The sequence below is a fragment of the Enterococcus sp. DIV1767 genome, from assembly GCF_050542585.1.
Taxonomy (GTDB): Bacteria; Bacillota; Bacilli; order Lactobacillales; family Enterococcaceae; genus Enterococcus_D; species Enterococcus_D innesii.
In genome coordinates, this window is sequence record NZ_CP172936.1 from 2955890 (window position 1) to 2980908 (window position 25019).

Genomic DNA, 25019 nt, shown 5'->3' on the forward strand with positions numbered 1-25019 from the left:
TCTCTGTTATTTCGAAAGCTCAAAAACGCTTTCATTTATCGGTACTTATTTAGGAGAAAAGAATGTATGATACTCTAATAAAATACGCTTTATTTCAATAAAAAACAATGCTTTTTTACAAGTCAGCTATCAGGCTTGTATATTCTTAACCAGTTATAACAAGCCCCCAACAAATTAGATTCATTGCCGAAACGACAGGCACAAATTTTTGGCACGATAACAGTACTGGGAATCTGCTCAGCAATCATAGCTAATCGTGCGTTTACATGTGGGATCAAGAAACGGCTCGCACTGATTCCACCGCCAATCAAGATGATTTCCGGATCAATCATATATTGCAGGCTATAGCAAGCTGCCGCCAGCTTATCGACAAAATCAGCTACTACTGGCAGACATCGCGGATCTTGTTCTTGAACCAGTGTATCAATACGCTGACCATTGATTGTTGGGTCTCCGATGCGTTTTGCTGTTTTCTCTACTAAGGTTCTGGTTGACCCTGCGATGCTCCAAAGTTCCCAATCCTTCCTTTCGGTCGGAAAAAGCATATAACCAAACTCTCCTGCTAGTAAGTGTTTACCGCGAACCAGTTGATGATCGATCATCAAGCCACCGCCAACGGATGTACCTAGAACAATTGTCGCAAAGGACGCACAATTTTGAGCGTGACCCAACCACTTTTCTGCCAATAACGCACAGTTGCCATCATTTTCGGCAGCCACTGGACATTGGTATGTACTGCGCAAATGCTTAACCAGTCTTTTACCAAATCCTTCATATAAAGGTGATGTCATCCCGATTTCTTGGCTTCGGGGATCAACCAGTCCCGTTGAGCTAATAGCAATGCCATCAAATGCTGCTGCATAACATGCATCGATCTGTCGACATATACGTTGCGTGACTGTGGAATATTCCTTGTTCATGGGAAATTGAGTCAATTGTTTACGTTCCCCCTGACTATTCACTAACCCACATTTAATAGCAGTACCGCCAATATCAATTGCTAAAATCCACATTTTGTTGACCTCACAAGGTTTTCTTTTGTCTTAGATTCAGTATACGCAACCGATGTTTTTCTCGACCATATGTATTTCTTGCAGCAATGTGTCAAATCCTTTAAAGCATTGAAAAAGCGCGAAATAGAAGATTTTTGGCATTTAAAAAGAGGACCATTAAAAAGCCAGCGATAGCTTCGTAACTTATTTTTCTAGCACTTGAAAGAGCTGATGTCCCCCTCAGCTTCACAAAAATTTGCCTCATTCAAAGCAAAAAAACGACCTCATTGGATGTAGTTAACTGAGAAACTAAAAAAGGAAGCCATTGCATCTCTTTTTCTAATGGGATAAGCGATGTGGGTAAAAACAAAAAAAGCGATCACACATAAGGCATCAGCCCATGCGTGATCGGTATTCAATTTAATCATTGATTTTTAGAAATAGATTGAAAACTTTCTAAGAATATATTGGCAAATTCTTGGTAGCAAACAGAACATAAATGCGTAGTAAGAACACTTCATTTTTTTCTCTGACTTATCATTGTTCCTTTGATTCATAAAACCTCAAAAAACTTGTTTGCTCTTTCAAAACAGTTCCTGTTCCAAATAATCCACCAACGGAACCAAGTACTTTTTATCCGTCCAATCACAATCTTGTCCATTGGCTTCCATGAGCGCCTTCGTCTGTGGGTCATAGGTATGTGGCTCTTTTTTAACGGCAGCTTTTCTTAACATCTTCACTAAGGTCCGATCAAAAAAGGTCATTTTGCTTTCCTGCCATTGCCCTCTTCCGTAGAAAAGCGGTATGTCTTTTAATTGACCCGTGAGATTCTGTTCTCTGAGTTTTTTCACCACATCTTCTTCAGGAGCAGAGGCTCCCGCACAAAAGATAAGTATCTCTTTGTCTTTTAGCTGGTTGCTATTCTTTTTTAAAAAGGACAGTCCAGCAATGCCGGAAGCATAGATTCCCCCACAGAAGATAATTGTGTCATAATCCATTACTTCAGCTATTTTCGCTTTTGGAGTTTCTACGCTAGAAAAACCTGTTGCTTCTTGAAGCCAGTGAACATACTTTTTGACAGCGCCGTATTTCGATTGGTAAACAATAATGCCGTTTTTCATGGGGGAACTCCTCCCTGCAGTTAGGACTGCGACTTATTTTTCTGTGGAATCTATTGCCTGTTTCAAAAACATTTCGTACGCTTTTTCCTGTTGTGCATAGATTTCATCTAGTGGAATACCGGGTGTCGTTACTGAGAAAATCGTGCCGATTCCGATGGTGTAAATCAGCATATGCAAGTGTAGCTGTTTGGCGGTTTCTATGCTAATGTTCAAATCGGCGGCAATCCTTTTTGCTACTTGAGGATTCGTTTCCAACTGATACAGCTCTTCTAATGATGAAACATTCGTTCTTTTTTGCAATACAAATAATTTCAAAATATGTGGTTCTTCTTTGGCAAGTTGCACATATGCATGTCCGGTACTACGAAACAAATCACGCTTGTCAATATGGGCTGCTAAATACTCTTGTAAAAATTGCCGTGCTCTCTGTTCTACCTCGGTCCGCAGCCCCTCCATATTGGTGCAGTAACTATAAATCGGCTGGACTGAACAGCCTAACTTCTCGGCAATGTTCTTGACGATCACTTGCTCCATACCGCCTTTTCGCGCAATCTCAAAAGCAGCATCAACCACCATTTCCTTTGTTATTCGTTGTTTTGGCATCCATCATACTCCTATACCTTAGTTATATAAACAATTTATATAACTCAATTATATTTATTTGATCCTTAGAAGTCAATCCGTTTCGAGACACCTTTCGATCCTCTTTCTGGAAATAAGTGGGCAGCGTTTCTGTCAGCCCCACCTCTCATAGTCTACTCAAATTTATACGCTATTCAGTTTATAACGATACTGGTTGTTTTATCCGCACAAAAAAGATACAGCCCACAGAAAAAGGCTGTACCGTTGATAATACGTATGGACTCTTTTACATTCGAAGTTGCTAGACTTCGGGTGTCTCCTCTGATGGTGCTTCGGGGATCGGTTCTTCGTCTTCATACAAGGAGGAAACCCGCGTATACCATTCAAATACATGGGTAATGATCACCTTGGCAGCTGCATAGACAGGAATCCCTAAAATGACCCCAACAAGGCCAAATAGTTTTCCTGAAGTCAAGAGGACTAAAAGAATCGTGACAGGATGGATCGACAATTCGTTTCCTAAAACTAACGGTGAGATCAAGCGTCCTTCAATGGTCTGCTCAATGACAAAGACGATCAGGACTTGGATCAGCAATACCGGCCCACCAACAATTCCTAAAAAGACCGCTGGAATCATGGCCAAAAAAGATCCTAAATAAGGGATCAAATTTAAAAAGCCAGCTGCAATGCCTAGTGTGATGGCATAATCTAAGCCAATAATACTAAAGCCGATCATAAACATCACTGCGACCGCAAACGCCACTGTCAGCTGTCCCCGAATATAGGAGGATACCTGGTCATTCATTTCTTTTAAAACGATCAGTGACGGCTGGCGCATTTTGGTTGGTAAAAATTTGACAAAATAAGGGGCTAGTTTGCGGCCATCTTTCAGTAGGTAGAACAAAATAAACGGCATGGTAATGACCGCTAAAACGATCGTCGCAACGGCCCCGAAGAAACTGCCTAGATTTTGAATCGTGCTGCGGGAAAGGTTTTGGACGATATCCGTCAGAGAAGAAATCAGCTTCTCATTGGAAGCTTCGATCTGCTCTTGGACTTGCGAGAAGATTGGATCAGACAAGATTTCATTTACCTTATTCTCAATAATCGTCAAGTAGCCTGGCAAATTATCCGCAAAACTCATGGATTGCTCTTGAATCTTAGGGATGATCACCACCACACCCCAGACGATCAGACCAACCACTAAAATAAAGAGACCGAAAATACTGTAGATTCGCTTGATCCCTTTGCGTTCTAAGTAGTCAACAGTTGGATTCATCAAGTAATATAAAATGCCCGCCAAAATGATTGGCAATCCGACGATAGCTAAAAATTGCCAGACAGGTTCAAACAAATACGACACTTTCGTAAAGAGCAGCAAAATCAAGAGAATCAATAAAATGACCAGCAAGCTGGTCACTGCTTGATTGTTTAAAAACCATTTCCAAAACCAGGAATGCGGCTTTTTCTGCGTTTCTTTCATGACATTCTTTGCCTCCTAGTTGTACGTCACTTGCATGCCGACTTCGAGGTTCGGCAAAACAGTTGGCGTTAAATAAATCGCACTTGAAAGCGGATCTTCCGCCGGCTCTTCGTCAAAGACAAAGGTCACATGCTGGATCGTTTGCAGGATTTGGTTAGCCACCGTTCCTACATATTGGACTTGATAGGTCTGATCACCAAAAGTGATCTGATCCCCTTTTTTGACGACTAACGCTTGCGAATCAGGAATCGTTTGAATGACTGAATATTCTCGCAGTGTGTCGGTCGCTTCTTCCCCAAAGAAGATGATCATTCTTTCTTGTGAATCGATCGCTTGTGGACCAATTTCTTTGATCGTCCCTTTTTTCATATGACAAACTCCCCTTTCTATCTTCTCGTTTATTATAACATAAAGAGTTTTTCTACCCGCCCAAAACCGCATTCTATGGTAGAATTAAAGAGGAATGAAACTATTAGGAGGTTTTTTTATGTTGCAAACGATTTATTTAGGTACGTACACTCGTCGCGAAAGTAAAGGGATCTATTCGATCGCTTTAGATACGGAAAAAGGAACACTGACCGATTTGACCTTATGTGCGGAAGAAAAAAGTCCGACTTATCTTGCCCGCAGTAAAAAAGAAGCAGTTTACAGCGTCACAGAAGTAGCTGGCAACGGCGGCGCCGCTGCTTATACTCCAGACTTTACCTTGCTGAATACCGCAACGGAAGAAGGCGCACCCCTTTGCTATGTAGCAGTTGATGAAAAACGTCAGCTTTTATATGGTGCCAACTACCACAAAGGTGAAGTGAATGTTTATAAAATTCTAGAAGATGGCAGCATCGAAGCAACGGACAGCATCTACCATGATGAACCCGTCGGCTCTCATGAAAACCAAGACAAACCTCATGTCCATTATACTGACTTAACACCAGACCAACGTTTAGCAGTTTGTGACCTTGGAACGGACCGGGTCTATACTTATGATATTTCAGAAGATGGCAAACTGACAGAAGTTGCCGTTTATGTGGCAGAAGACGGAACTGGTCCACGTCACTTGGTCTTCCATCCAAATAACCAATACGCTTACTTAGTGGGCGAATTAGACAGCTCATTGACTGTTTTACGCTACAATCAAGCAGATGGCAGTTTTGAGAAAATCCAAAAAGTGCCAACGATCCCTGCGGACTTTACGGATTTCAACAGTGGCGCTGCGGTACGTATCTCGAACGATGGACGTTTTGTTTACAGCTCAAATCGCGGCCATAATTCAATCGCTGTTTTTGAAGTAACCGATGAAGGCGCTGGCCTGGCTTTTGTTCAATCAATCTCAACAGAAGGCGACTTCCCTCGCGACTTCGATTTGGACCCGACAAACGATTATCTGGTTTGTGCCAACCAAAATTCTGATAACCTAACGTTATACAAACGCGATGAAGCCACTGGCAAATTGACTGTCTTAGAAAAAGACATCTACGCACCAGAATGTGTCTGCGTCTTATTCAAAAAATAAAGTTTTGGAGGATTCCCCCATGTTTGATAAAACACCAAAGGAACTTGTGCTCAAAGATTTTTCTAATATCTACAATAAATGTCAGTCAACCTTTGAACTAGTGACGAGCCGCAAATACAATGAATCATTGGTCCTATTAACGACTGCGGAAACGTATGCGATCGCTGAAAAAGCCTATATTCGCTGCGATACTGCCAAAGAGCTGCAAACAGCGGAAGTCATTGCTTTCTTTGATGCTTTTGAGATCTATTATTTTGAATTAAAACAAGTCCTTTTTCATGATGACGATGACTTTGTTTCTTTAAAAAATCGTTTAGAAAAAATGAAAGACACTTACGAAGCATTGACAGCCTCATTTCATTTGTTATGATGAAATCAAATCAAAAGTGAAAAAGGTGACGTTATGAACCAAGAACAAGTGTTGGATCGTTTACGAGAAGAATTGGCGATGCCATTTTTCGAAGCAAAACTAGAAGACAAAGACTATTCCGAAGAAGACTATCAACAAGTCAAAGCGGATTTGGTAAAATACTTTGATGATTATGTACGTAATGTAGAAAATTAAGAAACAGCCTGCGATGAAGGAATCATCGCAGGCTGTTTTGCTATTATAACGTCACTAGAAAGTTTTGATTCGTCGTAGCTTCGATCTGAGGATGCTGTTTCAAATAGTCAGCAATCAGTTCCGTCATATCGACTTGAATCTCACGAACGATTTTTTCGGCAGAAAACATGGCGTAGTTGCCACCGCCCACGGCACGGTATTGGTTGATGACGATCTCTAATTCTTGGTCCATCGCAATGGCTTTTTCTTCAAAATCCAAGCGGGTGATTCGTTGACCGACGGGTTGGCTAAGATCGATCGTATACTCGATGCCTTCATACATATCGTAATTATAATATTGCGGTTTTGGCTCAATAAAAGCAGGATTGAACACGATCTGACCGTCAACAACGGCTAAATAATCCGCCGTTTGTTCTAAAGCGGCTTTTAATTCAGCACCTGTTACTTTGACTACAGCTAACGTATTTGGGTAAATATAATTGGTGATCACATCCCGCATCGTGATGGTTGAGCCAAAGCCCTTGCCTTCATTGTTGAAAAGAGCAGTGCCAGAAATTTTGGCGCCGCTGGCAGCCATCTGAACACGATTGATAAATTCAATATAAGGATGCTCTTTCAAGCGTGCCCCCATCGGATCGATGATTCGCATATCCCCACTGACTTTGCCTAACGGCTGATCTAGCCATGTTTGTAATTCTTCTTCGATAGGTGCTAACAAAGCCAACGTCTCTTGATCTGGGAGAGCATCCGCAACAGGGATCAACGCAGCCGTACTGTTTGTGACATGAACCCCTGTGTGATTTTTTTCAACCGTCAATTCGATGGCGCCGATAAAGCTTCCACGATAACCGGGCTGTACAACGGGAACACCATTGATTTTTGTGGCGATCTCACGATGCTGGTGTCCTGTGAAGAAGGCATCGATTCCTGAGACTTCCTGCAATAATTGATAGCCCTCATTTTCGCCGGTCAATAATTCAGTCGGTTCCCCAGTGACTAAATCACGCTCGAAGCCGCCATGATAACTGACAACAACAATATCGGCTTGTTCTCGTAAGTAAGGTACATAGTTTTTCGCTGTCTCAACGATGCTGACAAACTGCATCCCGCGAATCGTCGCAGGCTGTTCCCAGTGAGGAATATACGGCGTCACCATTCCTAAGATCGCGATCTTGACCCCTTCTTTTTCAATGATGGTGTAGGCTTGTCCAAAAAATGGTTCTCCCGCTTCATTTAAAATATTCGCTGCCAGTACTGGTGTTTGGTAGCTGGCGATCGCTTCTTGCAAATAAGGCAGACCGTAGTTGAACTCATGATTGCCTAAGACATGAACATCAACGTCTAGGTGGTTGACGACAGCGGTCAATGCGGCAACGGAATGCTGGCTCTTGGCGATGTAATAGCTTAAGGGCGAGCCTTGGATAAAGTCGCCATTTTCGATCGTTACGACCGGCCCGGAGGCTGCTTGACGTAGCTCTTTCATTTTGGTGGCAACTTTTGCCACGCCGAATCCTTGTTCCGTATCATCGGCAAAATTGGTTGGATAGACATAGCCATGCATATCGCTCGTTTCTAAAAACGTGATTTTCATTCAAAAGACTCCTTTTCCCCTCAATAGACCAAAAGGGCATGCGCATAAGTCGAAAACCCTCGAAAGCCAGCATTTTCTGCTTCCTTGTGTCTTCAAACCTTATGGCACAAACCCTTTGGTGTTTCATTCTCAGGTGTTTCCCTGATTATACCCTATTTTGACGAAGAAATTCAGAATTATTGGTTCCAAGCATCTTCTAATTGTGGTTTTGCATTTTCAATCAATTGATCGACATCTTGATCTGTATTAGACAAAATGTTTTCCATGATTGAACGCATTTCATTGTAAGCAGGATCAGCATTTTCAATCACTGGGATCGAGAACAATTCTTTGGTTGCGTCTTCTAATTTGGCAGCTACTTTTGTTTCAGGATTGTTTTTGTATTCATCGCTTTCCAAAACAGATTCAACAACTGGCATGTAGCCGGTATCGATTGCCCATGTTTTTTGCGCTTCTGGAGAAGTCAAGAATTTCATGTATTCAAAAGCAGCAGTACGTTGCTCTGGTGTTGCGCTGTTGAACATGTACAAGTCAGTTCCTTGTTGCAAGTTGATGGCTTCTGGACGAGCTGCTACGTCATATTCGAATTTGCCTTCAGTATCTTTCTTAACAAAGCCTTCCCCTGCTATGGAGCCGACATACATTGCGACTTGCTTGTTAGCAAATGGTCCAGACAAGTATTGATCAGAACCAGCGATTCGGAAGTAGCCGTCTTTGACACCATCTAGGTAGTAGTTGATGACTTCTTTTGATTCGTCACTGTCTAGTTGCAAGTCTTTGTCAAAATCAACGCCTTGGTTTTTCATTGCGATGGCGTAGTAGTTGTTTAATGAGTCAAAACCAGCACCGACTACTTCACCGTTTGATTTTTCATAGATTTCTTGAGAAGCTTCTTTTAATTCTTCAAGGTTTGTTGGTACGTCAATACCATACTCGTCTAACATATCTGCATTGTAAAACAGCATTTCTGTTGATTTGTTGAATGGAATTCCGTATTGCACGCCGTCGATCTGCGCGCCTTCTAAAAGGGCACTGCGGATCTCTTCTTGGTCACCCCAACCGATAGTATCATCGTTGATGTATTCGCCAAGGTCAACCAACATGTCATCTTGGGCAGCATTCCATAACCAACCAGGATATGCTTGGGTGATAGTTGGTAGATCTTTTGGTGAAGGCAAGGTTGAATTCACCTTTGCTTGTAGATCAGAGTAGCTGGATTGGTTTTGCAATTCGATCTTGATGTTTGGATTTTCATCCATGAATTGCTCCGTCAATTTCGTCAATGATTCTTCTTGCGCACCATTCATTGCATGCCAAAAGGTGACAGTCGTATCTTCGCTTAGTTCTGTAACGATTTCATCACTTTCCGTAGAACCAGATGAATCGTTGTTGTTTCCACAAGCCCCTAATACCAATGTCGCGGCTGCAGCTGCTGCAAATGCAAGTTTCTTTGTTTTCATTTTTTCCTCTCCTCTATCACTCTAAAATAATTTTTTCACCGCGTTGCGGCAATATTCTTTCACCGTACGGATTCACCAGATTTTCTGGTTTCAGCGTATGGATTGGAACCAATCGTTGGGGCTCGATCCAGGCAATGATCTGATCTAAATCAGCTGGTTTTGCATGTCCCGAGTTTGGCAAACGGACAAATTCGATCTCCAGTGCTGCCAGTTGATCCAAAAAGACTTGATAAGCTGGATCAAAATCGCCTAACGGCTGTGCATCACTGTGGATATACAATCCACCTGTTTGCAAGTTTTCAAAATGCGCGACTGCTTGCCAAAGGTACTGGCTCGTGTCGTCACATAATGCCTGATATGAAATAGCAAAGGCTGGATCGAGGGTCGCTGGTACTTGATCATCGATCGTATAGAACGGTACATCTTTATCGAAAATTTCTTTCAGCAATGCGGCTTGGGTCGCCTCTAGAACAACCGTCCGTGGTGCGGCTTCGACAAGCGCCATAAAGCGCTCGACATTGGCTGGATAGCCATTGAAGGTAATTTGTCGTTGGGGATTTTCTTTGACCAAACGCACAAACGTCTCGATCAATTCTGTTTCACTTTCCACCGTGATCGCATTGGGATCCGGTTCTCTTTCTGGGAAGCTGATGCTGACCCCTTCCATCATCAATAGATCCGTGTGTTTGGCTAATTGACAGAATTCTTTGGTACGCTCTGGATGATAGCCATGCAAACGTAAATCACCGGTATAAGCAATAAAATGATCCGGCGTGCGAATTAACAAGGCCGCCGCACCGTACGCATCATGATCGACTGGAATGATCTCGACTTCGATTTCCCCGATCCGAATCACATCATGGGGTTCTAAGCCGATCAATTCACGGACAAAGCTTTTTTCCTCATGAGGAACGGGCAACAAGAAGTCCCCTTTTTGATTCAACACTTCGAGGATCGCTTTGGTTTCCTTCAAGGTATACATAGGAATGCTCGGGTCTAAAAAGTTGATCATTTTTGAGTGATCCAGATGGGCATGGGAAAGGAAGACTGCTGTTTCTTGGTATTCTTTCGTTTCACTGCCTTGATACGTGTAGTCTAAGCGTGGATCGTAGACATTTTTCAGTTCTGGTATCCAACGGTGGGAGACTAGAGTTTGTATTTCTTCATCTGGTAAAGGTGTTTCTGGGTGGTATTCCGAACCGAAGTCAAAAAAGATATGGGCATCTTTGTACGCAACTTCGATGACGGTCCCTCCAATCGTTAAGATCCCGCTATGGAAGGTGATCGTTGTTTTATCCTTTGATGCCATCTTTAGCCACTCCTTTGATAATTTCTTTTCTAAAGATCAAGTAAATGATCAGAATTGGAATGACGGTCAAGGTCGCTGCCGCCATTTGTAAATGAACGTCACTGCCGCTTTCTGTGGTAAAGGCAGCCAACCCATTATTTAAGAGGCGGTATTTTTTCTCATTGGTCACTAACAACGGCCATAAGAAGGAATTCCAGCTAGAGATGAACGTCAGAATCCCGACTGTCACTAAGGCTGGTTTTGACATGGGGATCAAAATCCGGCGGATATAAGCTAAGTCGCTGGCACCGTCAATTTTGGCTGCCTTATAAAAGGTATTAGAAATACTTTGTAAATAACCGTTTAAATAATAGATGTAAAAAATACTGGTCAAAAAGGGAATGATCAAGGCACTATACGTATTCAATAAGCCCATTCGCGCAATCGTATTGTAATTGGTGAAAATGATCGATTCATAAGGAACCATCAATAACGAGATCATCAAGCCAATCACGAGACGTTTGTATTTGAATTCAAGACTTGTTAATGCAAAGGCAGCTAGAATCGCCGTGATCAGCGTCGCGATAGTCGTCACCGCAGAAACGAAGACCGTATTAAAGAAGTAGCGTAAAAACGGTGCTCGGGTAAAGACTTCCCCGTAATTGCTCCATTGAAAGGACTCCGGCATGATCGTTGGGGGAATACTGGTTGCTTCACTGTAGGTCATTAGCCCAGCCAAGATCATATAGACAAAGGGAAACAGCGTGATCACTGCTAAAATTGCTAAAAACAACATCGAAACAATCGTCACAATTTTTTTCATTCGTTTATTCGCCCACTTTCTTCAAAAGTTTATTTTGGATAAAGGTGACGAGCAAAATAATGATGAACAAGATCACGGTTGCCGCCATTGCAATCCCCGGACGTCCGGCAATATGGAATTTGTCATAAATATAAAAGACTGCTGTCGTGGCACTACGAGCGATCCCTGGCTGGCCGCCAAACAAAGCATATACTTGAGTATAAACTTTAAAGGCACTGATCAGATTGACCGTCAACAAGAAAGCAAAGGTCGGGATCAACTGCGGAAAGGTGATTTTCCGAAAAATTTCGCCATCGGTAGCGCCAAACATTTTTGCGATTTTATAGTGTTCTTTGTCGATGTTGCGCATTCCTGCCAACAAGATAATAATGTTGAAGGCGAGGCTCGTCCAAACGCCGAAGATGATCAAAGTCGTCATACTCATGTTGACGTTATCTAGCCAGTTGACTGGCGCAATGCCGACAAGACCTAGCAGATAATTAATGATCCCGTAAGAGCCATTGAAAAAGTAACGAAACACGATCCCGATCGCAATCGTACTTGTGACATAGGGCATAAAGAAGATCGTTTCAAAAAAACTTTTGTATTTGACTTTTTCAAAAATGATCCAAGCAATCGCTAATGAGAGAATCAGCGAGATCGGCACGACCGCAAAAGCAAACAGTGCTGTGTTTTGCAGTGCTCGAAAGAATACGGGGTCCGTTAAAACCCTTTGATAGTTCTCAAGCCCAGCATACTGTTGGTTAATCAAGGTTCCTTTTTGGAAACTCATGATGAAGGAACGAAACAGCGGATACACACTGAATAAGAAAATAATGACCAATGAAGGCAGTAAAAACAGCCACGCCTTTGGTTGATTCTCAGGGTTATAATTTTTTTTGAACATTAGTAGACCCGCTCTCCTTTTTCATCAAAGATAAAGGCTTTTTTGTAATGAAAATCAAATGACACTTGCGCGCCTTCTTCAATGATCTCTTCAATACTAACGATCGATTTCATATGTTTTTCAGCCAGATCAAAGTTCAAGATTCGTTCTCGTCCGATCAGCTCTACACTCTTGATTTCTGTTTGGAACAAACCTGCTTGTAAAGTGGTCAGCACATCTTCTGGACGAATACCTAACGTATATTGGCCGTCTGTCAATGGTTTTTTGAAGCGAATGTCGGTAAAGCGGTCAACTGGGATCGTAAACGCTGGATGGATCATTTGGCCATCTTTGACTTCTACTGGCAAGATGTTGATGATTGGATTACCAATAAATTTCGCTACGAAAAGATTGTTTGGTTCTAAGTAAAGGTTTTGCGGATCATCATTTTGCTGAATGATCCCTTCGTTCATCAAAATGATCTTATCACTGATAGAAAGAGCTTCTTCCTGGTCATGAGTCACGAAGATCGTGGTGATACCTACTTCTTTGACTAACCGACGGATCTCTTCACGGATCTTCAAGCGCAAACGGGCATCTAAGTTACTCAATGGTTCATCCAGCAGTAAGACTTCTGGACTTTGCACCAAAGCACGAGTAATAGCGACCCGTTGCTGCTGTCCACCGGAAAGGGTTCCAGGTTTTTTCTGACTTAATTCTTCAATATTGGTCAGTTTCATGAACTTCTCAGCAATTTTTTGTGCTTCATTTTTCTTGATTTTTTTCTCTCCGACTGTCAAGGGAAACATGACATTTTCTAACACAGTCATATGGGGATAAAGGGCATAATTCTGAAAAACAAACCCGATATTGCGGTCTTTCGGCTCTGTCTTAACAACGGAAGTACCATTAAAGCGGATATCTCCGTCGGTGGGACTTAACAACCCCGCGATCAAATTCAATATCGTCGATTTCCCGCAACCACTAGGTCCCAACAAACAAACCAAATCGCCTTTTTCTATTGTAAAATCTACTGCTTTCAAGGCTTCAAACTTATTATCGAAAACCTTCTTCAACCCGACTACTTCTATCAAAACTGCCCCTCCATTTTCTCTTTTTCCTCCGAATAGTTGACTGGCATTTCAAGTCACAAAAAAAACGAACTCTTGATGTTTCGGTCAAACGCTCAAAGAAATTCGATTTTAATCATAACAAACGAATGTTTTTATTCGATACTATTATTGTAAATGTTTTGTAAAAATCATTGGGAATTATGAAAGAATTTTTAATTAATTTACCTAATAATGAGAAAACGATGAGTAGTCCAAAGGGGATTGCACCCACTAAACACGAACATTTCGTCATTTTTCGAAAATTTTCATGAAAAAATGAATGAATTTTATCAAATATATGCAGCTGTGTATAATAACACTATTTTTACACTTCTTTTTTATCAAAAGCACCCTTAGTATTTATTTACTAAACCTGTCAGTAAATTCCCGTTTAAAATAACAAAAAAAGAACGATTTATTTAAGAAAACAATCGTCCTTTTTTCTCTTTATTCATTCTTTTTCATCGATCGTCAACGTCAGCAATTTCGTTGAGACTTGCTCAAGAAAATAACGGTCGTGTTCAATGATCAGCATAGAAGGCTCCACCAAATGGATCACTTCCTCTAATTGCTTCTGATTGAAGACGTCCAAATAATTCAGCGGTTCATCCCAGATAAACAATTCCGCTGGTGTTGCTAATGATTTGGCTAGCTCCACGCGTTTACGTTGCCCCATACTCATTTGCTGGATCGGGGTTTGAAAGACAGTTCTTTCCAAGCCAAGTTTTTTTAAATTATTTAGCAGATCTTGATAATTCAAGCCATGCTCTTGGGCAAACTCTGTCAGCATCCCACGGTTGTCCTCATAATTTTGCCGGACGTAACTAATAGTGATCCCGTGGGCTGTTTTGATTGTCCCTGTCTGCTGTCCATCGAAAGTACCTAGAATACTCGCAATCAAACTGGACTTGCCAGATCCGTTGGCCCCTTGAATCCCCAAGCGCTCTTTTTGACGGATCGCAAACGTCAGCGGTTTAAACAAAGGCTGCTCATAGCCGAGCTGAAAATGCTCTGCTTCCAGCAACACGTCATGATGGCTAACCAGTGGGGTCATTTTCAGAGGATCGATCCACTCAATGTCTTTTAACAACGCAGACTTGTCTTGAATTTGATCTTCCATCCGTTTAACGATCGCTTTCGAGCGCTTCATGGTCCGTGCCGCTCGGGCACCGATCGCCCCCGTATCATAGATTGCCCCGCTGCCTTTTTTGGTCGGCGACCCTAATTTGTCCCGTTCACGCCCCCTAGACCACTCCGCTTTTTCGGCTGCTGTCTGCTTCAAACGCCCGATTTCTTTTTTCAACTTGCTGTTTTGTTCTTGCTCATAGGCATCTTTTTGCTGCTTTTGCAGCTCATAGACTGAATAATTCCCTTTGTACAACACCAAGCGGCTTTTTTCGATCGCCAATACATGATCGACGACTTCATCGACAAACTGTCGATCATGGCTCACAACGATAAACCCGGTTTTTTGCTGCAAATAGCGGGCAACATGTTGGCGAGCGGTCACATCCAAATGGTTGGTCGGTTCATCGATCAAAGGAAAATTCTCTTCATCAACGAACAACCGCGCCAATAGGACTTTCGTTTGCTCGCCGCCAGATAAAGTCGCAAAGGGACGCCAAAGCACTTCTGGATCAAGTTGCAGCAGGTTCAATTCCCGCTCCAAACGCCACTGCTCAAATTCGCCAGATTCCTGTAAAACAAAAAGCGTCAATTGCTGATCATCAGCGACGGTTAAGGGAAAATAAACGAATTGTTGCTCATGGGTGATCGAGCCGCTATAAGGCAATTCATTGAGCAGCAGACGCAGCAAGGTCGTTTTGCCGCGACCATTTCTGCCAATCAACCCTAATTTCCATTGTGTATCAAGGTTCAAGTTGGCATCCTCAAAAAGCAACCGTTCCTGGCTATCAAAGCCAAAAGTTAAATGATTAATACTGATATTCGACATAAATATACCTCGTCTCTATTCACGGAATAGAGTAGACCTAAAGCTATTTTCAGAATCAGTTTTTAGAGGTACACAAAAAGATCCCCCATTGAAAAAGTCAACCAATCCTGAAAATCTGCAGACTATCCCCTTGGAGGAACAGTTTCATGCAGCTTTCAACAAATTGGTTAATTTTTCAATGGAGGATCCCTCATTTCGTTTAATAGTGCCCTAAGTATAGCATTGATCGACAAAAAAGCGCAAGTTCGGTACTCACTGCTGCTTTATCTTTCTATTTTATTCACAAACTAAACCCGTTATCGCTGGAAACGTTTCATTAAAAAACACTTGAAAAACAAAAAAACCATCAGGTTGGTTAGTCCTGATGGCAAAAGGAGTAAAATGAAAAATAAAAAGGTTGTTGGTTGTGAATTCATTATACCTCCGATAAAAAAATTTTACATGTGAAAAACATAACAGTTAAATTAAATAACTCTTGTTTAACTGGAATGTTTATCATTTTTTTAACAATAAAGCGGTCATCCGTTGGATAGCAAAAGAAATTTCATCCGTTGCTTCATCTTGCTTAGCTTCTGCCGCATCAAAGGCTTCTTGGTCGATTTTGTTATCCAGACTCAAAATCATCTCATCACAGCCGGCAACATATTTCATATACGCCCGCTCGAATTTTTTATGGATCCCCATCACATTCGCTGGTGGACGCAATTTGCTGATTTTTTCCAGCATCAAGCGGTATTTGTCCGTGCCTTCTTTAAAAATTCTGGTAATCTCAGCTAGCCGCTCAGGTGTTACCTCGGCTTCTTTTTTCTCGTCAATCGCTTTGCGGATCTCTTCATAATTGGGATTCATTTTCTCCCCGATTGCTTCTGTTTCTTTGACAAGATCGTTGATTGTTTGTACATAAAAACCTAAGTTTGGTCGCACAGTGGGTTCCCTACTTTCTTTGTTATTATCTTCTATTTTACCGTTTCTTACTGCAAATGAAAAGGTCAAGAAACAGACACAGGGTTTATCGAAAATAAGCCAGCAAAAAAGGCCTGCTGCCCATGGAGAAGGACAGCAGACCATTGATTGTTTTTTCGTTTATTTTGGCTTATTTGCGTCCCATTGCTCGTTGGATCGCTTTGACGATCTCAACGACTGGAATAATCGCAAAGGAGGCGCCTAAAACGATGCCCCATTGATACAAGTCAAGGTGTGCAACACGGAAGATATCATTTAATCCTGGCACGATGAAGATCACTAGCATCAACGCAAAGGACAACAGGATCGCCCAGTTGAAGGCTTTGTTTCTAAATGCCCCTACTTTAAAGAGCGACTGATGGATCGATTTGACGTTGAAGGCATGGAACAACTGCATCAATCCTAACGTGGCAAAAGCCATCGTTAAGGCATCGGCATGGATCGCATCGTACGTATTGTGAACGGGCCATTGGATCGCTGACCAATAAACGAACAGCACGGTTGCCGCTTCTAAGATCCCTTGGTAGATGATACTACTCATCACACCACCAGAAAAGAAGTTGGAACTGCGTCCCCGCGGTGCATGTTTCATTAAATCTTTTTCAGCAGGCTCCATTCCTAGGGCAATTGCTGGGAAGGTATCCGTTACTAGGTTGATCCAAAGCAAGTGGATCGGCAATAGCGAGTCCCAACCCCACAAGGTTGCTAAGAACAAGGTCAAAACTTCCCCTAGGTTAGCGGCTAGCAAGTATTGAATCGCTTTTTGAATATTGGAGAAGACTTTTCGTCCTTCTTCCACTGCTACGACGATCGTAGCAAAGTTGTCATCGGCTAGGACCATATCAGAAGCACCTTTAGAAACTTCGGTACCTGTGATCCCCATGCCGACACCAATATCGGCTTGCTTCAGTGATGGTGCATCGTTGACCCCGTCACCGGTCATGGCAACGACTTTGCCTTCTTGTTGCCAAGCTTTGACGATGCGGACTTTATGTTCCGGTGATACCCGCGCATAGACTGAATAGTGGGCTACTTTTTGAGCGAACTCTTCATCGCTCATTTTATTGAGTTCAGCACCAGTCAAGACAGCATCATCATCGCCCGGTTTGATAATCCCTAAACGTCCCGCAATGGCTTCTGCCGTATCGCGGTGGTCTCCGGTGATCATGATTGGACGAATTCCAGCTTCTTTGGCTAAACGTACCGCATCGGCTGCTTCTGCCCGTTCTGGATCGATCATTCCGACTAAGCCAGCAAAGACGAGATCATTTTCGACAATTTCTGATTCTAAGTTTTCTGGTACTTGGTCTACGTATTTGTAGGCCATCCCCAATACCCGTAACGCTTGTTTTGCCAGATCGGTATTGTTAAATAAGATTTTTTCTTTTTCCTCATCGGTCATTGGCAGCTCTTGGCCATCCAATAGCACTTTTGAGGTTCTGCCTAACAAGACATCCGGTGCACCTTTGACAGCAACTAAATAGCGGCCGTCTTCTTGTTGGTGGATCGTACTCATTAGTTTTCGGTCAGAATCAAATGGCAGATCCGCTATCCGTGGTTCTTGATTGACTAAATCTCGAACATGGAACCCTTGATCCATCCCAAATTGTACCAAGGCAGTTTCGGTCGGATCACCGATCAAGTTGCCTTCTTCACCAAATTTTGTATCATTGGCAAAGTTCATGACTTTTAATGCCATGTTGTCTAACGGAATATCTTCTGAAGCAGCATGTTGTTTGTTGTTGACATACAATTTTTCCACGGTCATTTGATTCAACGTCAAAGTACCGGTTTTATCAGAAGCGATAATGTCCGTTGCCCCAAGGGTTTCAACCGCAGGCAATTTACGGATCACTGCATTTCGTTTCGCCATGACTTGCGTACCTAAGGCTAAGATGATCGTTACGATCGCTGGCAGCCCTTCTGGGATCGCCGCTACTGCTAATGAGATCGAAGTCAATAGCATGTCGACCCATGACGTATTGTTAAAGATCGTTCCAACAAAGAACATGATCACTGCAATGATAATGATGGCGATCGTCAGGAATTTTCCTAGTTCATTTAAGTTACGCTTCAACGGTGTTTCGGTTTCTTGGGCGCTAGCCAGCATGCCAGCGATTTTCCCAACTTCAGTTCCCATCCCTGTATTGACCACGACCCCTTTTCCGCGGCCATAGGTCACATTACTGTTTGAATAAGCCATATTGACGCGATCGCCGATCCCGACATCCGTCCCGTCGATGACAGTCAATTCTTTTTCGACTGGTACGGATTCACCGGTCAAAGCGGCTTCTTCAATTTTTAACGAACTTGCTTCTAAGAGGCGTAAATCCGCCGGTACGACATCGCCAGCTTCTAATAGGACAATATCCCCCGGAACCAATTCATCGCTCTTGATGGTGACGGTATGACCATTACGCAAGACGTTGGCATTTGGGGTGGACATTTCCCTTAGCGCTTCGATGGCCTGCTCTGCCTTTGCCTCTTGAACAACACCCATGATCGCGTTGATAATGACAACTGCTAAAATAATAATTGAGTCCACGACTTCATGGGAAACGACTGCTGAGATAATCGCCGCCGCTAGCAAAACGATGATCATCAAATCTTTGAATTGCTCAAAGAATTTTTGTGCCATCGATTTCTTTTTGCCTTCTTCTAATTCGTTGGGACCATACTCAGATAAGCGTTTTTGTGCTTCATCGTTCGTTAATCCATTGGCATCTGTTTGCATTTCTTCCAGAACATGCTGCGCTTCTTGCGCATAAAACGCCTGCGAAAGCTGTTCCTTTTTGTTTTCTTCTGACATGTTTCTCCTCCTTTTATAGTTACTCTTCCTTTATTGTACATGATATGAAAAAAAATAGACTTATGTATGCACTGTCTAAGCATACATAAGTCTCACTGTTTAAGACAGCACCAGAAATTTCTTTCAGGATGGTGATACTGCCGCAGATAAAATCCGCCAATTACTCCCTCATGTTCATATCAATAACCTACATTATACAAAAACTTTTCGGGTCTGGCAATTTTATTTTCGCTGAAATTCAACAAAGGATTTCTCCTAAAAATCAAGCGATGATCGAGCCGTTTGGCATGCCTTTTGGTGCTTCCACGATTTGCAGACGACCATCATTGTCTTCTGCCGAAAGGATCATTCCTTGGCTGACTTGCCCCCGCATTTTCCGTGGTTTTAAGTTGGCAACGATCACGACTTTTTTGCCAATCAAATCTTGTGGTTCTGGATAAAATTCAGCGATCCCCGATAAAATTTGACGATCTTGATCATCCCCAGCAGCTAAGCGGAATTGCAGCAGCTTGTCGGCGCCTTTGACTTTTTGACAGTCGACAACTTCTGCCACTTTTAATTCGATCTTATCGAAGTCTTCGTATTTGATTTCGGCTTTCTCTGATTGCAGTGTGGTTTCTTCTGGATCCCATTTCACCGTTTCTTCTGGACTTTGTGTCCCTTCAGCCATTTTCTTTTGGATGTAGGCTACTTCTGTTTCAAGTTCCAAACGAGGGAAAATCGGTGTGCCTTTGGCAACGACTTTCGTGCCACTTGGAAATTCACCAAAGCGTAAATCTTTCAGATCCATGGCAACAGAGGCTAACCCTAATTGTTGGAAAATGTTGGCTGGTGTTTCTGTCATCACCGGTTGCAATAAGATCGCGACGATGCGTAAGCTTTCCGCTAAATGAACCATCACACTATTTAATTCTGCGCGCTTTTCTTCTTCTTTGGCTAGCACCCATGGTTGGGTTTCGTCAATGTATTTATTGGCGCGAGAAATCAATGTCCAAACTTCGGATAATGCCGTACTGAATTCCATTTTGTCCATGGCTTCATGGTAACGACCGACCACATTGGCAGCAGTCGTTGACAACTCGCTATCAAAAGGTGTCACTTTTGAGGCATAGTCCGGCACTAAACCATCACAATATTTATTAATCATAGCGATCGTCCGATTCAGCAAGTTTCCTAAGTCGTTGGCTAGATCGTAGTTCAAACGAGAGACGAAATCTTCTGGTGTAAATACACCATCGCTCCCAAAAGGAACCGCTCGTAATAGATAGTAACGCAACGCATCTAAGCTATAGCGTTCCACTAACATTTCTGGATAAACGACATTGCCTTTTGATTTCGACATCTTGCCGTCTTTCATCATCAACCAGCCATGGCCAAAGATTTTTTTCGGTAATGGCAAGTCTAAGGCCATCAGCATGATTGGCCAATAGATCGTATGGAAACGCACGATTTCTTTCCCAACCATATGCACGTCAGCTGGCCAGTATTTTTGGAACAAGGAATCGTCGTCTGAGCCATAGCCTAATGCCGTAATATAGTTGGATAACGCATCGATCCACACATATACCACGTGTTCAGGACTAGCAGTGACTGGGATGCCCCATTTAAAGGTCGTTCTGGAAACAGCCAAGTCTTCTAAGCCGGGTTTGATAAAATTATTCAGCATTTCATTTTTACGTGATTCTGGTTGAATGAACTCTGGGTGTTCATCATAGTATTCAACCAAACGATCGGCATATTTGCTCATGCGGAAGAAATAAGAAGATTCCTTCACCAATTCTACCTCATGACCACTTGGCGCTTTACCGCCGATGACTTTGCCCTCTTCATCGCGGTAAACTTCTGCTAGTTGCGTTTCGGTAAAGTACTCTTCATCAGAAACGGAATACCAGCCTTCGTATTCCCCAAGATAGATATCGCCTTGATCAAGCAATTGCTGGAAGATTTTTTGAACGGCTGTTTTATGGTAGTCATCCGTTGTACGGATAAATTTGTCATAACTGATGTCTAGTGTGTTCCATAATTTCTTGACGTCAGCTGCCATTTTGTCGACATATTCTTGCGGATCTACGCCAAGTTCTTCTGCTTTTTTCTCGATTTTTTGACCGTGCTCATCGACACCCGTCAAATAAAAGACATCAAAGCCCATCAATCGTTTGTATCGTGCTACCGCATCACAAGCGATCGTCGTGTAAGAATTCCCGATATGCAGCTTGCCGCTTGGATAATAAATTGGCGTCGTAATATAGAATGTTTCTTTTTCAGCCATGGACGCAAGTCCTCCTTTTCACTAGTAAAGTGTATACTTAGGTAGTATACAGTTCGCAACCCAAAAATGCTATAAATTTAATCAAAAAAGCGGACAACCTAAGACCTTTCTTCATGCTCTAAAAGAAGCAAAGGAATCGTTTTGGTCCTTAAAACGCAGCAAATAAACCAGCAGATTTGAGTATTTCTTTTCTACTAGTTATCATAGCGCAGATAGCCGTTCACTTCAATGTTCTAAGGGAAGAATCTGATCCTGACAACAAATCTCATAGGAAATAAAGCTGTTTTATCTCTCTTTGATTAACAGGTACTTCTTTTGCTATAATGAGGAAGACTTCACTTATAGAAAGGAACGCTATGACCCGAAAAAACAAACAGCATTTTTTGCTTTTAACCGTGCTTTCTGTGGGGCACTTGCTCTTTTCAACCACAGGTTACCCCTTTTTGTTTGCTTACTTCAACAGCCATGATTACGCGGCGCTTTTTGCGACAGCGCTGGCAATCCTACGGGTAGCTTTTCTGCTCTGGATCGCTCTTTGGGGTTATTCAGCGCTCAAAGAACACCCTCGGTCTTCTTGGCTTTATCTCGCATTGTTTTTCATTAATTTGATCGTTCCTTATTTTTTCCGTTAAGGAAAACCATCGCGCTCAGTTACTTACTTTATCTAAGGCAGGAGAAACCAATGAAAGAATTTACCTCAAAATCAGCTGAAAAGCACTACTATGAAAAAGAAGCTTCTGAAGCAGACTTTCTTACGTGGTATCAGGCACAAGATCAGCCAAAATACGAGAAACCCTCCGTAACCGTCGATATGGTGTTGATGTGTTACAACAAAGAAGAAGAACAACTCAAAATTGCGCTGATCCAAAGAAAAGGGCATCCTTTCCGGAATTCTTGGGCATTGCCAGGGGGCTTCGTCAATCCCAATGAATCGACAGGCCAAAGTGTGATCCGTGAGACCCAAGAAGAGATTGGGGTCACCATCTCCAAGCAAAACATCGAACAGCTGCATACCTTCAGCACCCCTGGTCGTGATCCGCGTGGGTGGGTAATCACCGTCAGCTATTTGGCATTTATTGGTGAAGAGCCTTTGAGTGCTGGGGACGATGCGAATCAAGTGCGCTGGTTCTCTCTGGAAAGAAAAGCCAATCAAATCTATTTGACCAGCGGTGAGATCGAGATCATTCTTGACTTGGTGACTGGCGCCTCTGTTGGAAAAGATACGTTGGCTTTTGACCACAGCGCGATCATTCTCAAAGCCTTCAAACGGGTTGCCAACAAGATGGAACACGAGCCGCAAGTGCTTCTTGTGTTAGGCAAAGACTTTACGATCACGGAAGCCCGTAAAGTATTCGCCAAGTTTTTGGGGATCGATTTTAAAATGATCGATCATTCCAACTTCAAAAAATCCATGCTCCAATATTTTACGGAAGTTGGCGAAAAGCCCGTCGGCATCGGGCGTCCCTCAAAGATCTATCGCTTAAATGACGCATTTTTAGGTGATAAAATGTAAAAAAATACAACCCCCTGTCAGACCTTAGTTTGGCAGGGGGTTGCTGGTTAATCATAATTAGTGAACGTGGTTCCTAGAAACAAAAATCTTAAAGATTTTTTCTATACCCTAGGCGATCCCTGGCGTTCCTTCCAGTTCAAGTGGCTCAGCTACTCATTTCGCCTGAGAGCCGTTCTAGCTTCTGTTGGTCCTGCGTATCCAACGTGACAAAACGCAGTTCTTTACCGTACCACTGCGCTTTGTACTGGATTTTACGAACGAATTGATGCCAATCACTGATGCTGTAATGACCAGCTTTTAAAACCGTATCTTCTGCGATTTGTTCCAAATAGATCGTATCATACTGTTTTACGAGATGGTAGCTGACTTGATCGATGAATTCCCGCTTTTGACAGCAGTGAAAACGATAAAGGCGAGCGACCTTTCCTTTTAGCTTCTGATAATTTCGTGCCTGAGTCAAAAGGATTTTTTTCCGTTTGACCGCCGTAGCTTTCACCTGAAGTTTGCGTTCTGCTCGTGTCAGCTTTTGCTTCGTTTGGATGGCATGTTCACAGGTGATGGGTACCGGCTGGTTGGCTTTGACCAACTGCTGTGGATCATAAACAACCGCGATAGACGCTTGCTGTTTCGGGAGTGGCGTGATCTCTTCCAAACAAAGGATCGAGATGTAAAACTCTTCGTTGTTTTTTGCTGAGATCGTTGCCGATTTGATTTTCCCTTTGATCTCCCGATGCTTTTTTACGGGAACCAGTGTTTTAAGCTTTGGCAGCTTGATTTGATCCTCTTCAAAATAAATGGTGTGCTGCTGATTATTGGTGGTATACGATTGCCAGATACTTTTTTTGGTTTTCATTTTTGGAAAGCCAGCCCGCTTTTGAAAGTAATTTCGAAACGCTCGATCCAGATTCCGTTGTGCATTCGCCAATGCCAAACTATCGGTCTCCTTCAAAAAAGGATACTCCTTTTTTAGTTTGGCTGGCGTCAACCCTTGCTTTGCTTCATTGTTGGCCAGCTCTTCCATCTTCGCCTCCAGCAGTTGATTGTACGTAAACCGTACACAGCCGAAGGTTTCGATGAAAAACTGTTTTTGCTGTCCATTAGGATAGATCCGAAATTTGTATGCTTTTAAAACACCCAGTTTCATCTCCTCCTAACACTCCCTATACCTTTGACGCTAGTTCCCCTTTTTTTGTGCTAACTTTTCTTGGTAGATCTTGGCTTCTTGTTTCGTGGCATAAACGAAATGTCCTGGTGCGATTTCTTCCATTGCTCGTTCTTGGTTATCGTTTGGTTCACTGACGTATTTGATCCGTTTACGTTGACGCTCATGGTCAGGATCTGGCAGTGGAATCGCTGATAACAGACTTTCAGTATATGGATGAACCCCGTAATGATAGATTTCATCACTAGTTCCCACTTCTAGTAGTTTGCCGTTGTGCATCACGCCGATCCGGTCGCTGATGTGTTTGACCATCGATAAGTCATGAGCGATAAACAAGTAGGTCAATTTATGTTCTTCTTGCAGATCTTGCAGCAAGTTAACGACTTGGGCTTGGATCGAAACATCCAATGCCGAGATCGGTTCATCACAGATAATGAATTTTGGATCGACGGCTAACGCGCGGGCGATCCCGATCCGTTGACGTTGTCCCCCTGAAAATTCATGGGGATAACGGGTCCCGTGACTTGGGTTGAGTCCGACCGTTCGCAAAAGTTCATCCACCCGATCATTGCGTTCTTTTTCATTTTTGGCTAATCCGTTGATATCGATCCCTTCAGCAATAATGTCCCGAACTTTCATCCGGGGATTCAAGGAGGCATAAGGATCTTGGAAGACCATTTGGACTTCCCGGCGAAAATCAGCCAGCGGTTTCTTGCCTTTGATTTTCATAACATCTTGTCCATCAAAAAGAACTTCGCCTCCGGTAGGGTTATTCAAACGAATCACCGTCCGTCCAGTGGTCGATTTTCCACTTCCGGATTCGCCTACTAGACCAAAGGTTTCTCCTTCATAGATTTGGAAGGAGATATCATCGACGGCTTTGACTTCGTCTTTGCGGCCAACGTTAAAATATTGTTTAAGATTCTTTACTTCAAGTAAAACTTTTTCCAACCGTTT

The 25019-nt window shown here is 42.7% G+C and carries 22 protein-coding genes; 5 read left to right on the plus strand and 17 right to left on the minus strand.

Annotated elements, in window-relative coordinates; translation table 11 throughout:
• Positions 1 to 122: 122 nt before the first annotated feature.
• The 5 genes from IGI78_RS13900 to IGI78_RS13920 form a co-directional block, all read right to left on the minus strand.
• Complete coding sequence (locus IGI78_RS13900) at positions 123 to 1013, minus strand: ROK family protein (protein ID WP_086291657.1); 891 nt, start codon at positions 1011 to 1013, stop codon at positions 123 to 125.
• Between the two features lie 563 nt (positions 1014 to 1576).
• Positions 1577 to 2113, minus strand: a complete 537-nt coding sequence (locus IGI78_RS13905) for a flavodoxin domain-containing protein (protein ID WP_081117762.1) — start codon at positions 2111 to 2113, stop codon at positions 1577 to 1579.
• A 33-nt stretch (positions 2114 to 2146) separates the two neighbouring features.
• Complete coding sequence (locus tag IGI78_RS13910) at positions 2147 to 2716, minus strand: TetR/AcrR family transcriptional regulator (protein WP_081117763.1); 570 nt, start codon at positions 2714 to 2716, stop codon at positions 2147 to 2149.
• A 280-nt stretch (positions 2717 to 2996) separates the two neighbouring features.
• Positions 2997 to 4178, minus strand: coding sequence for an AI-2E family transporter (locus IGI78_RS13915; RefSeq protein ID WP_077452243.1), 1182 nt, complete (start codon positions 4176 to 4178; stop codon positions 2997 to 2999).
• A gap of 15 nt (positions 4179 to 4193) precedes the next feature.
• The gene (locus tag IGI78_RS13920) at positions 4194 to 4547 is read right to left on the minus strand and encodes a PTS glucitol/sorbitol transporter subunit IIA (RefSeq protein ID WP_086291653.1); all 354 of its coding nucleotides are present in this window, start codon (positions 4545 to 4547) and stop codon (positions 4194 to 4196) included.
• A 118-nt stretch (positions 4548 to 4665) separates the two neighbouring features.
• Between IGI78_RS13920 and IGI78_RS13925 the strand changes: the two genes are divergently transcribed.
• The 3 genes from IGI78_RS13925 to IGI78_RS13935 are packed head-to-tail and all read left to right on the plus strand — an operon-like array spanning position 4666 to position 6253.
• Positions 4666 to 5688 (plus strand): lactonase family protein, encoded by a 1023-nt coding sequence (locus IGI78_RS13925; RefSeq protein WP_081117765.1) that lies wholly within the window; start codon positions 4666 to 4668, stop codon positions 5686 to 5688.
• A 19-nt stretch (positions 5689 to 5707) separates the two neighbouring features.
• Positions 5708 to 6058: a hypothetical protein gene (locus tag IGI78_RS13930; RefSeq protein ID WP_005233740.1), complete on the plus strand. Its 351-nt coding sequence runs from the start codon at positions 5708 to 5710 to the stop codon at positions 6056 to 6058.
• 33 nt (positions 6059 to 6091) lie between these two features.
• Entirely contained in the window at positions 6092 to 6253 is a 162-nt protein-coding gene (locus tag IGI78_RS13935) for a hypothetical protein (RefSeq protein ID WP_005233739.1), read from the plus strand.
• Positions 6254 to 6296: 43 nt separating this feature from the next.
• Here IGI78_RS13935 and IGI78_RS13940 read toward each other — a convergent pair whose 3' ends face one another.
• The 10 genes from IGI78_RS13940 to metG all read right to left on the minus strand — a co-directional run bounded on the left by IGI78_RS13940 (position 6297) and on the right by metG (position 21387).
• Positions 6297 to 7844: a bifunctional metallophosphatase/5'-nucleotidase gene (locus IGI78_RS13940; protein WP_081117766.1), complete on the minus strand. Its 1548-nt coding sequence runs from the start codon at positions 7842 to 7844 to the stop codon at positions 6297 to 6299.
• A gap of 176 nt (positions 7845 to 8020) precedes the next feature.
• A complete protein-coding gene (locus IGI78_RS13945; protein ID WP_081117767.1) occupies positions 8021 to 9304 on the minus strand; it encodes an ABC transporter substrate-binding protein in 1284 nt (427 codons plus the stop codon).
• Between the two features lie 16 nt (positions 9305 to 9320).
• Entirely contained in the window at positions 9321 to 10613 is a 1293-nt protein-coding gene (locus tag IGI78_RS13950; protein WP_081117768.1) for an MBL fold metallo-hydrolase, read from the minus strand.
• Positions 10597 to 11415: a carbohydrate ABC transporter permease gene (locus IGI78_RS13955; RefSeq protein ID WP_005228015.1), complete on the minus strand. Its 819-nt coding sequence runs from the start codon at positions 11413 to 11415 to the stop codon at positions 10597 to 10599. Before IGI78_RS13955 ends, IGI78_RS13950 begins: the two co-directional genes overlap by 17 nt.
• A 4-nt stretch (positions 11416 to 11419) precedes the next feature.
• Positions 11420 to 12301: a carbohydrate ABC transporter permease gene (locus IGI78_RS13960; RefSeq protein ID WP_008379450.1), complete on the minus strand. Its 882-nt coding sequence runs from the start codon at positions 12299 to 12301 to the stop codon at positions 11420 to 11422.
• The gene (locus IGI78_RS13965; RefSeq protein ID WP_081117769.1) at positions 12301 to 13374 is read right to left on the minus strand and encodes an ABC transporter ATP-binding protein; all 1074 of its coding nucleotides are present in this window, start codon (positions 13372 to 13374) and stop codon (positions 12301 to 12303) included. Before IGI78_RS13965 ends, IGI78_RS13960 begins: the two co-directional genes overlap by 1 nt.
• Positions 13375 to 13843: 469 nt before the next feature.
• Entirely contained in the window at positions 13844 to 15346 is a 1503-nt protein-coding gene (gene abc-f, locus IGI78_RS13970) for a ribosomal protection-like ABC-F family protein (protein WP_081117770.1), read from the minus strand.
• A gap of 495 nt (positions 15347 to 15841) precedes the next feature.
• Positions 15842 to 16270: a hypothetical protein gene (locus IGI78_RS13975; RefSeq protein WP_005228008.1), complete on the minus strand. Its 429-nt coding sequence runs from the start codon at positions 16268 to 16270 to the stop codon at positions 15842 to 15844.
• Positions 16271 to 16439: 169 nt separating this feature from the next.
• A complete protein-coding gene (locus IGI78_RS13980; protein WP_081117772.1) occupies positions 16440 to 19118 on the minus strand; it encodes a cation-translocating P-type ATPase in 2679 nt (892 codons plus the stop codon).
• Positions 19119 to 19380: 262 nt separating this feature from the next.
• Positions 19381 to 21387, minus strand: coding sequence for a methionine--tRNA ligase (metG, locus tag IGI78_RS13985; protein ID WP_077452263.1), 2007 nt, complete (start codon positions 21385 to 21387; stop codon positions 19381 to 19383).
• A 356-nt stretch (positions 21388 to 21743) separates the two neighbouring features.
• Here metG and IGI78_RS13990 point away from each other — a divergent pair, with 356 nt between their 5' ends.
• Complete coding sequence (locus IGI78_RS13990) at positions 21744 to 22019, plus strand: hypothetical protein (RefSeq protein ID WP_081117773.1); 276 nt, start codon at positions 21744 to 21746, stop codon at positions 22017 to 22019.
• A gap of 50 nt (positions 22020 to 22069) precedes the next feature.
• On the plus strand, positions 22070 to 22900 hold the full coding sequence (locus IGI78_RS13995; RefSeq protein WP_005233702.1) for an NUDIX domain-containing protein: 831 nt from the start codon (positions 22070 to 22072) through the stop codon (positions 22898 to 22900).
• Positions 22901 to 23045: 145 nt separating this feature from the next.
• Here the strand turns inward: IGI78_RS13995 and IGI78_RS14000 are convergent, their stop codons facing one another.
• Positions 23046 to 24044, minus strand: coding sequence for an RNA-guided endonuclease TnpB family protein (locus tag IGI78_RS14000; RefSeq protein ID WP_081117774.1), 999 nt, complete (start codon positions 24042 to 24044; stop codon positions 23046 to 23048).
• A 30-nt stretch (positions 24045 to 24074) separates the two neighbouring features.
• Complete coding sequence (locus IGI78_RS14005; protein ID WP_005233685.1) at positions 24075 to 25013, minus strand: ABC transporter ATP-binding protein; 939 nt, start codon at positions 25011 to 25013, stop codon at positions 24075 to 24077.
• Positions 25014 to 25019: the final 6 nt, after the last annotated feature.

What these genes read in the sequence shown, in the direction of transcription:
- IGI78_RS13900 (WP_086291657.1), bottom strand. Translation starts at nt 1,013, where the DNA reads ATGTGGATTTTAGCAATTGATATTGGCGGTACTGCTATTAAATGTGGG.
- IGI78_RS13905 (WP_081117762.1), bottom strand. Translation starts at nt 2,113, where the DNA reads ATGAAAAACGGCATTATTGTTTACCAATCGAAATACGGCGCTGTCAAA.
- IGI78_RS13910 (WP_081117763.1), bottom strand. Translation starts at nt 2,716, where the DNA reads ATGCCAAAACAACGAATAACAAAGGAAATGGTGGTTGATGCTGCTTTT.
- IGI78_RS13915 (WP_077452243.1), bottom strand. Translation starts at nt 4,178, where the DNA reads ATGAAAGAAACGCAGAAAAAGCCGCATTCCTGGTTTTGGAAATGGTTT.
- IGI78_RS13920 (WP_086291653.1), bottom strand. Translation starts at nt 4,547, where the DNA reads ATGAAAAAAGGGACGATCAAAGAAATTGGTCCACAAGCGATCGATTCA.
- IGI78_RS13925 (WP_081117765.1), top strand. Translation starts at nt 4,666, where the DNA reads ATGTTGCAAACGATTTATTTAGGTACGTACACTCGTCGCGAAAGTAAA.
- IGI78_RS13930 (WP_005233740.1), top strand. Translation starts at nt 5,708, where the DNA reads ATGTTTGATAAAACACCAAAGGAACTTGTGCTCAAAGATTTTTCTAAT.
- IGI78_RS13935 (WP_005233739.1), top strand. Translation starts at nt 6,092, where the DNA reads ATGAACCAAGAACAAGTGTTGGATCGTTTACGAGAAGAATTGGCGATG.
- IGI78_RS13940 (WP_081117766.1), bottom strand. Translation starts at nt 7,844, where the DNA reads ATGAAAATCACGTTTTTAGAAACGAGCGATATGCATGGCTATGTCTAT.
- IGI78_RS13945 (WP_081117767.1), bottom strand. Translation starts at nt 9,304, where the DNA reads ATGAAAACAAAGAAACTTGCATTTGCAGCAGCTGCAGCCGCGACATTG.
- IGI78_RS13950 (WP_081117768.1), bottom strand. Translation starts at nt 10,613, where the DNA reads ATGGCATCAAAGGATAAAACAACGATCACCTTCCATAGCGGGATCTTA.
- IGI78_RS13955 (WP_005228015.1), bottom strand. Translation starts at nt 11,415, where the DNA reads ATGAAAAAAATTGTGACGATTGTTTCGATGTTGTTTTTAGCAATTTTA.
- IGI78_RS13960 (WP_008379450.1), bottom strand. Translation starts at nt 12,301, where the DNA reads ATGTTCAAAAAAAATTATAACCCTGAGAATCAACCAAAGGCGTGGCTG.
- abc-f (WP_081117770.1), bottom strand. Translation starts at nt 15,346, where the DNA reads ATGTCGAATATCAGTATTAATCATTTAACTTTTGGCTTTGATAGCCAG.
- IGI78_RS13980 (WP_081117772.1), bottom strand. Translation starts at nt 19,118, where the DNA reads ATGTCAGAAGAAAACAAAAAGGAACAGCTTTCGCAGGCGTTTTATGCG.
- metG (WP_077452263.1), bottom strand. Translation starts at nt 21,387, where the DNA reads ATGGCTGAAAAAGAAACATTCTATATTACGACGCCAATTTATTATCCA.
- IGI78_RS13990 (WP_081117773.1), top strand. Translation starts at nt 21,744, where the DNA reads ATGACCCGAAAAAACAAACAGCATTTTTTGCTTTTAACCGTGCTTTCT.
- IGI78_RS13995 (WP_005233702.1), top strand. Translation starts at nt 22,070, where the DNA reads ATGAAAGAATTTACCTCAAAATCAGCTGAAAAGCACTACTATGAAAAA.
- IGI78_RS14000 (WP_081117774.1), bottom strand. Translation starts at nt 24,044, where the DNA reads ATGAAACTGGGTGTTTTAAAAGCATACAAATTTCGGATCTATCCTAAT.